The organism is Allochromatium palmeri (assembly GCF_009720725.1).
Taxonomy (GTDB): Bacteria; Pseudomonadota; Gammaproteobacteria; order Chromatiales; family Chromatiaceae; genus Thermochromatium; species Thermochromatium palmeri.
In genome coordinates this window covers 1-3,930 of the sequence record NZ_WNKT01000097.1, presented here as the reverse complement: position 1 = coordinate 3,930, position 3,930 = coordinate 1, and the positions used below count along the sequence as shown (strand labels likewise).

Here is a 3,930-nt window from a genome sequence, read left to right as displayed (position 1 = left end):
CATCCCGCCCTTGCCGCAAATCGTGCGCGAACGGATCTTGGCCGCTCAGGCTGTGCCGTGAGTTATTGAGAAGTTACCGATAGTCTCATTAAGCGCGCGGAATGTAGGCTAAAATGGCCAAAGTCGAGATAATGATATGCGGAATGTCGGTTAACGAGATGCCACTGCTCTTTCATGGGCCCAATCCGTACTCAACGGACCCGGTGACCCTGCTGGAATTTCCCTTTGCTAAGTTCGCACCGGCGGACCTCCCTCTGGGCCTGGAGCGGTTCTCCCGGCTGCTCGGGGAGCACGTCGGTATCCCGCAGGACGCGGCGATCCCTTCTGAAAGGAAGGCGGTTGCCGATTATGTCATGACTCATGTGGCGGCCATTCTGGAGCAGGAGCTGTCCCATCCCCATCCGCACGGCGTGGTTACCGATGGAGAGCGGATCGGTGTGTGGATCGAGTGGATCGACCAGGAAGCAGTCCTGAGTGTATCGCGTTTCTGCTTCATACTTCTGAGCCGGGCCACTGCGGGTGACAGAGGACTGGATCGGTTCTCCGCCCAACAGATGGACGAGATCCGGCAACACTGCTCCCAAGTCAGGATAGATTCACAAGCACGGATTCTAATCTCTGCGGCCCGGGCGATTGGGTTGCCGACTCTACCCCTGATTCCGGGAACGCCGTTTTTCCAGTATGGATGGGGCTGCAAGGCACAGCGGCACTACCTCTCTTCCTCCACGCGGGACAGTGCCGTGGCCTTAAGGATCTGTCGGCACAAAAAGAGGGCCAAGCAGTTTTTTGAAGCGCTAGGTGCTCCGACCCCGATAGCCAAGCTGGCCTCCAAAGAGACGCATTTGGAGCAGGTGTTGGAGACACTCGGCTGGCCATGTGTGACCAAACCCGTGGACGGTTCGCAGGGGCAGGGTGTCACCTCGGGAATCGTGGACCTGGAGACACTGCTCTCCGGCTTTCGGCAGGCCAAGCGATTCTGCCCGACCGTTCTGATCGAGCGGCACGTGGAGGGCGACGACCACCGCATCTTCCTGGTGGGCGGCGAGGTAAAGATGGTTGTGAAGCGGTTGCTGCCGACCATTACCGGCAACGGTCGCGACAGCGTGAGAGAGTTGGTCGAACGCTTGAACCGGGAGAGGAGCCTACCCACCGCCAAGGATCAGGGGCTCTGCCTGATCCCCTTCGACGCCAACCTGGAGCGACATCTGCGCCAGCGGAAGGTGACACTGGAGCAGATCCTCCCAATGGGGAAGACGCTGGCACTCTCCAGCGTGGCCAATATCGCTGCCGGCGGAAGGTGGGAAGAAGTAACCGACCAAGCCAACCCGCAACTAATGGCGTTCACCGAAGCCCTCTCCGCCAGCATGGGGCTCGACACCGCCGGCTTTGACTACATCACCACCGATATCTCCAAAAATTTTGTGGAGTCCGGGGGGTGTTTCATTGAGGTCAATATCAACCCCGGCATCTGGCCCGAGGTGGGGGAACTGTTGCTCCAGGATGGCACCGGTCGGATTCCCGCCCTGCTGATGATCCTGCCGAAGCAGGCCCTGCCCGGTTTCCGGTGGCAACTGCCCTTGGACTGGGCCACCGAGTCCTTAGGATGGGTGTATGGCGGGCAGGCGGGTGTCGGCAGCCTGCCGCTGTCCGTGGGTCGGCAGGGGTGGGCACGACTGCATGCGGTGCTGCGCAATCAGCGGGTGGAGAGGTGTCTCATGATCGTGGCCGCAGAGGAGATCCTGCACAAAGGGTTGCCCGTGGATCGGGTGGAAAGCGCCTGGGTCGCCCCCTCGGCCCTGCCGGAAACGTGGCTCTCCGTAGTCGAACGGCATGCCGGCCAGGTGGTCCGGGATGCCTTCCCTAAGCAGATGTGTGACGCAGTGAGAGCGTTCATCCCCTCCTGTGGTTTCAAAGAGGAAGAGGTACGTTGATGTCTCATACCCCCACCTATTCGGAGCAGGCCGGTCGCTATGCTTCGGCCAGCCTGTCTGGTGACCAGTTGAGTCGGGATCTGGTGCTGCGCCTGATTTCCTCCATCGGTCCCGTTCAGAACGTCCTGGACGTGGGGTGTGGCGCGGGCACCCTCCTCAAGCGCCTCTCGGAAAGCAATCCCGAAGCCGTGCTCGCGGGTGTGGATATCTGCGACGAATTTTTACAGATGGCCCGGGAGGCTGTGCCCCGGGGTGTATTCAGAAATGCCAAGGCCAGCACGATTCCCTTCCCGGACGGGACGTTCGATCTGGTGGTCAGCACCTGGGCGCTGCAGCACTGCGCACAGGTGGAGCAGGCCATGCAAGAAATCGCCCGCACCACCCGGCCCGGTGGGCATGTGGTACTGTGCCTGTTCCATCCGATCCAGTCGCTCATGCATCTACATGAGGAGGTGGTGAGCGGAACCCGAGAATTTACCGACTATTGGGGCCACGACACCTTCATCAACAGGCTCTCATACGGTGTGGATGTGGAGGAGATGCATCACAGCATGGATGCCTATATTGGTGAGGGCTTTCTGCGCCATTTCGACCTGTTGCACTTCAGTGAGGCCAAGCAGCTCACCTCGCCCAACGTCGCCAACGTCAATCACCCCAGCTTCTTCCTCGTCAAGGCGAGACGCCGGTCCAAGCCCAATGCGGATGCCGCCCTGCAGCTACGGGACGGAGAGACGATGCGTGGCGCTCCCCCGGGCGCTCTCTCCCCTTCGGCACCCCGGAACCCCAATCCACTGCCGGCGATCGCCGACAGCGTCACCCAACTTATCGGCAACACGCCCCTGGTACGCGCCGATCTGGGGTTGCCCTGCGAGACACTCCTCAAGCTGGAGTATCTGAACCCCATGGGGTCGATCAAAGACCGTCTGATCCGCGCCATCGATGCCGCCATGGTCGAGGGTGTGCTGAAACCGGGGGATACGGTGGTGGAGGCCACCGCAGGCAACACCGGTATCGCCTTCATGGCCGCGCTAGCCAGCCGGGGGCTCAAGGGCAAGATCCTGCTCATGGAGAAATTCTCCGAGCTGAAGGCCAACACCATGCGCCTGCTCGGGGCGGAGGTGATTCGGGTACCCGACGATCAGAACGATCAACTTGCGGCGAAGCGGCTGGCGAAGGAGGAGGGAGCGTTTCATTTCGGCCAGTTCTACAATCCGCTCAACCCGGAGATTCACCGCCGTGGCACGGCGGAAGAGATCTGGCGTCAATGCGGGGGGCGGGTTGACGCGGTGGTCGCAGGGTGTGGCACGGGGGGGACCCTCATGGGTCTGTGCCGGGGGCTGCGGGAGCGCAATCCCGCGCTGAAGATCATCGGCGTCTCACCCGAAGGGGCGCGGCTGGTTGCGGATGAACCGGTGGGTTGCTGGGGAATCGAGGGAATCGGCACTCCGTATGCGCCCCCGCTGTGTGAAGTAGAGCGGGTGGATGAGTGGATCAGGGTCAGCGACGCGGCGGCCTTCACCACCGCCCATGGATTGATGTGTGGCCACGGGATGTTCTGTGGGAGCAGCAGTGGTGCCATCGTGGCCGGTGCACTGCAATCGCGGATCCTCCAGAGCTTGACGCTCCAACAGCGCTGCGTCGTCATTCTGCCCGACTCGGCGAAAAACTACCCAGACACCTTGATGAACTACGACTGGATGCGGCAGCACGGCTTCCTGTCCCGCTGAGTCCTCGCTGAGTTCCGATTGAATCCTGAACGCTACCGCCCGGCGCGCTGTCCACACTGCGGGCGCGCCGGGCTCGGTTGCCCATGGTCACTATCCGCGCAAGGCCGACCGCGAAGGCGGTGGGCGGCTGCATCCGATCCCGATTCCGCGGCTCTATTGCGGGATGAAGCCTTTGAATGATGCAGAAAGATCACGCTAGCAGCCTGTCGGACTTAACAGGTAGAGTCGCCTTTTGAGCGCTCTCAGGGGCGAAAAATAGCCATGTTTTGGTA

The 3,930-nt window shown here is 61.5% G+C and carries 2 protein-coding genes; both read left to right on the top strand.

Annotated elements, in window-relative coordinates; all coding sequences use genetic code 11:
- Positions 1-143 precede the first annotated feature (143 nt).
- Positions 144-1,931 carry a hypothetical protein gene (locus GJ668_RS19410; RefSeq protein WP_186343233.1) on the top strand — a complete coding sequence of 596 codons (1,788 nt, stop codon included), beginning with the start codon at positions 144-146 and terminating at the stop codon, positions 1,929-1,931.
- Positions 1,931-3,658: a pyridoxal-phosphate dependent enzyme gene (locus tag GJ668_RS19405; protein ID WP_155451730.1), complete on the top strand. Its 1,728-nt coding sequence runs from the start codon at positions 1,931-1,933 to the stop codon at positions 3,656-3,658. The genes GJ668_RS19410 and GJ668_RS19405 overlap by 1 nt, the downstream gene beginning before the upstream one ends.
- The last annotated feature ends 272 nt before the right edge of the window (positions 3,659-3,930 follow it).

Coding starts and splice junctions, on each gene's coding strand:
- GJ668_RS19410 (WP_186343233.1), top strand. CDS start 144: ATGTCGGTTAACGAGATGCCACTGCTCTTTCATGGGCCCAATCCGTAC.
- GJ668_RS19405 (WP_155451730.1), top strand. CDS start 1,931: ATGTCTCATACCCCCACCTATTCGGAGCAGGCCGGTCGCTATGCTTCG.